4 protein-coding genes are annotated in these 4406 nt (G+C 55.6%); 2 read left to right on the forward strand and 2 right to left on the reverse strand.

The annotated features are described in order from the left end of the window. A complete protein-coding gene (locus ACZAHD_RS21825; RefSeq protein WP_462458601.1) occupies nucleotides 1-795 on the forward strand; it encodes a transporter substrate-binding domain-containing protein in 795 nt (264 codons plus the stop codon). A gap of 66 nt (nucleotides 796-861) precedes the next feature. Here the strand turns inward: ACZAHD_RS21825 and ACZAHD_RS21830 are convergent, their stop codons facing one another. Continuing rightward, entirely contained in the window at nucleotides 862-2172 is a 1311-nt protein-coding gene (locus ACZAHD_RS21830) for an MFS transporter (protein WP_462458602.1), read from the reverse strand. A gap of 181 nt (nucleotides 2173-2353) precedes the next feature. Further along, the gene (locus ACZAHD_RS21835; protein WP_462458603.1) at nucleotides 2354-3550 is read right to left on the reverse strand and encodes an L-talarate/galactarate dehydratase; all 1197 of its coding nucleotides are present in this window, start codon (nucleotides 3548-3550) and stop codon (nucleotides 2354-2356) included. A 304-nt stretch (nucleotides 3551-3854) separates the two neighbouring features. Here ACZAHD_RS21835 and ACZAHD_RS21840 point away from each other — a divergent pair. Next, a partial coding sequence (locus tag ACZAHD_RS21840; RefSeq protein WP_462458604.1) for a LacI family DNA-binding transcriptional regulator occupies nucleotides 3855-4406 on the forward strand: 552 nt, incomplete at its 3' end.

Consider the following 4406-nt stretch of genomic DNA (forward strand, 5'->3'; position numbering starts at 1 on the left):
GTGGACAATGCGGCGATCGCCAGGATCCCGGCCAGCTATCGTTTTGTCGAGCCCGGTACGCTGACGGTGGCGATTTCTGCGCTTAATTCGCCGCCGCTGGCGCTGTTGGCCAGCGACAACCGCACGCGTATCGGTAGCGACCCGGATATTGCCCGTCTGCTGGCGGGCAGTTTAGGCCTCAAGCTGAAACTGGTGCCGACGGCCTGGGAAGACTGGCCGCTGGGGATCACCTCCGGGCGTTATGACGTGGCGCTGATCAATATCGCCGTCACCGAACAGCGCAAAGAGAAGTTCGATTTCGCCACCTATCGCGTCGATTCACTGGCATTTTCGGTTAAATCCACCAGCGCCATCGAGAAAATCAACGGCGCGGCGGATCTGTCCGGGCGTAAGGTGATCGTCGGATCCGGCACTAATCAGGAGCGCATTGTACTGGGCTGGAATAGGGAAAATGAAGCGGCGGGGCGCAAACCGGCGTTACCGGTCTATTTGACCGATGACGCCTCCGCCAACCTCTATATTCAGTCAGGCCGCGCCGACGTCTTTTTTGGCCCGCAGTCCACGGCAGCGTATAAAGCGGCGCTGACAGGGGCAACCAAAGTGGTTGGGCTGGGGCCGAAAAAGGCCTGGGTCGCTACCACCACCAAAAAGGGCAATGGCCTGGTGTATGCGTTGCAGGCGGCGCTCGATGGCGCCATTGCGCGCGGAGAGTACCATCAGGTGCTGGCGCGTTGGGGCGAGCAGGGGGAGGCAGTGGCGCAATCGCAGGTGAATCCGCCGGGCATTACCTACTAAAAAACCGCTGTTTCGCCGGAGTACAGGGGGAAACAGCGGGGGCGAATCTTCGCCAGCGTGATGACATCAGGCGGCGCGAGGTGTGAGCGTAATGCGATCCAGCGGGCCGACGACAAACAGATATGAAAGCAAGCCTAGTATTCCCATTGAACCGACATACAGGATGGCGAAATCAAATGACTGGGTGTTGGCGATGATGACGCCAATCACCAGCGGGGTGACAATACTGGCCAGATTGCCGCACATATTGAAGACGCCGCCAGCAATGCCGAGCATCTCTTTCGGCGACGTGTCGCTGAGAATACACCAGCCGAGGTTACCAAAGCCTTTGGCGAAAAAGGCCAGGCTCATGGCGGCGATCACCACCACTTCCGACCCGCTATAATTGGCGACAACAATGATGCAGGAAAGCAGCATTCCGCAGATCACCGGCAGCTTGCGGGCGGTTGTCAGACTGTAGCCCTGTCTGAGCAACCAGTCGGAAAACACGCCGCCCAGCAGGCCGCCGATAAACCCGGCAATCGCCGGGATACTGGCGACGAAGCCTACCTTCAGAATCGACATGCCTTTGGCCTGATAAAGATAGGTGGGAAACCAGGTGAGAAAGAACCAGGTGATCGAGGTTACGCAAAACTGGCCAATATAGACACCGATCATCATCCGGTTTACGCAGACGCTTTTGATCTGCGCGAGCGTTAACCTCGACTGCGTTTTTTGGCTGCCCAGTTCCGGTTCGCCGCCGCCGTCGCGAATATAATCAAGTTCTTGTTGATTAATGGCCGGATGGTGCAGGGGATCTTTGACTTTCATCAACCAGAATATCCCCAGGACTACCCCGATAGCGCCAATATAATAAAAGACATAGTGCCAGCTGAGATTATGCAAAATAATCGTCATCAACGGCGTAATAATACCCAGGGAAATATATTGTGCCGCCTGATAAACCGAGGTGACGAAGCCGCGTTCTTTATTCGGGAACCACTGGACGCTGAGGCGACTGTTGGCCGGGAACGCCGGTGCTTCAATCGCGCCCATCATCAAACGCAGAATAATCAGCACGATAAGCGGGCTGGCATACAGATAGATTGTGCCCTGCAGCATCGTCACCAGCGACCAGCCAATCAGCGCGCAGCCATAGACCAGTCGTGAACCGTATTTATCCAGCAGCCAGCCGCCGGGTATTTGCATCACCACATACGAGATACCGAAAACCGAAAAAGCCAGCCCCATGGCTTCCGGGTCAAAACCTAACTCTTTACTCATCATTGGGGCAACGACGGATAACGTCGCGCGATCGGCATAATTAAATACGGTAGCCAAAAAAAGAAATAATAAAATGCCATAACGCACATTACTGTGCTTTGCGCTGGTGGTCATGAGTCAACTCCTTTGCAGGGTTGTTGATGTAAGTACTGCCTGTCAGAAACGGGAGAAAGAGGTAAGGGTTCCCGTTCGTCGTGATCGGCAAATCCGGCGGTATCGATACCTTTTCCGCGGATGCGATAGTGCGATCGGCAGCCCGGATGAACCGGTTGGTACCGTCATCCGGGGGGCATTATCAGGGGCGTTTGCCAAATTCGCAGCTCTGTTGAGTCCAGCGTCGGGCCTGTTCGCTCAACGTAAAACCCAGACCGTGGCGTTCAGATACCCACATCCGCCCGTCGCGCAGTTCAAGCTGCTCATTAAACAGCGGGTTCAACCATTCGAAGTGCTCCAGCCACGGCTCAAGAGGGTAGGCGGCAGCCAAATGCAGATGCACCTCCATCGCAAAGTGCGGCGCCAGTTTGCGACCATGCTTCGCGGCGAGATCCATAATTTTGAGGAACGGCGAGATACCGCCCACGCGCGGGGCATCCGGCTGCACAAAGTCGCTGGCGTTGCCGAGAATCAGCTGTTCATGCTCGCGAAAGCTGGTCAGCATTTCGCCGGTCGCGATAGGGGTATCCAGCGCGGCGGCAAGCTGCGCGTGGCCTTCAACGTCATAGGCATCGAGAGGCTCTTCGATCCAGACCAGATTAAATGCCTCCATTTTTCGCCCCATGCGGATAGCTGTTTCGCGATCCCATTGTTGGTTGGCATCGACCATAAGCGGAAAATCATCACCCAATACTTCGCGCACTGCCGTCAGACGGCGGATATCTTCAGCGGTATCCGGCTGACCCACTTTCAGTTTGATTCCGCCGATGCCATTTTCTCGCGAGATAGCGACGTTCTTGAGCACCTGATCCAGCGGCGTATGCAGGAAACCGCCCGAGGTGTTGTAGCACTGCACGGAATCCCGGTGCGAGCCGAGGAGTTTGGCCAGCGGCAGCCCGGCACGTTTGGCTTTCATATCCCACAGCGCGATATCGAGAGGGGAGATAGCCTGCACCGCCATGCCGCTGCGGCCAACCGATGCGCCGGCCCACAGCAGTTTGGTGTAGATCTTATCGATATCGTTCGGGTCTTCGCCGAGCAGGTTATCGGCAATCTCTTTCGCGTGAGCATAGATCCCCTGGCCGCCTGCACGTTTTGAGTAGCTAAACCCGACGCCTTCGACGCCGTCGCGGGAGCGAATTTCGGCGATGATAATCGCCACTTCGGTCAGCGGTTTTTGCCGGCCGGTCAATACTTTGGCGTCGCTGACCGGCGTGGCCAGCGGTAAAAAGGCCAGCGACAGTTTGATGTGTTCGATGCGATCGCCGGTTTCGGCGGCGGTTTTGACGCCGAGGGTTTTCGCGTAGGTTACGGACTCAGAGTTAGCGCTGAAGGTCATAGCGAGTTCCTTAAAATGATTAAATGTTTGCGCTAACATTTTTAATCCTGATTTTACACAGACGCTACGACGAGGGCGTTAATTTGTACAAATGATCACAATTAGCGGTTAATAATGGTAAAATTGTGCATGGGACATCACGATCCAATCAGGTTTGTGAAAAAGCACAAATTCAAATGATAGCGATAACATATTATCTTTCAGATGATTGATTGCATTGGGGATATGCCGAAGGAGACTGGCAATTGCGTGGGCCATCATCAATAATGCCCGCAGGACAACGATTCAATACAGGGGCTTCGTGGTGAAAAGCAGGAAACCGTCGCGTGCGCCAACGCTGGATGATGTCGCCCGTAGCGCCGGGCTGTCATCGATGACGGTCAGTCGCGCGCTGAATACCCCGCAGCTGGTGCGGCCGAAAACGGTGGAAAAAGTCATGCAGGCGGTACAAGCCACCGGCTACATTCCCAATGCGCTGGCTGGCGGTCTGGCCTCTCGGCGCAGTAAACTGGTGGCTGTCGTCGTACCGCAGATTAACAACAATATGTTCGTCGATACGATCCAGGCCCTGAGCGATACCCTCGCCGCACGCGGCTATCACATGCTGCTCTGCGTGGCAGGCTATAGCCGCCAAACCGAAGCAGAACTGGTCGCAACCTTACTTTCACGACGCCCGGATGGCGTGGTCCTGACCGGGATTCAACATGCTCCGGCGCTGAAAAAAACAATTCTTAATGCCGCCACGCCGGTAGTGGAAATCTGGGATCTGACTCCGACGCCGCTGGATATGCTGGTGGGGTTTTCTCACGAGAAGGTGGGTGAAACCATCGGCGAATTTCTGTGGCAAAAAGGCTAC

Source organism: Raoultella sp. (genome assembly GCF_039594335.1).
Taxonomy (GTDB): domain Bacteria; phylum Pseudomonadota; class Gammaproteobacteria; order Enterobacterales; family Enterobacteriaceae; genus Klebsiella.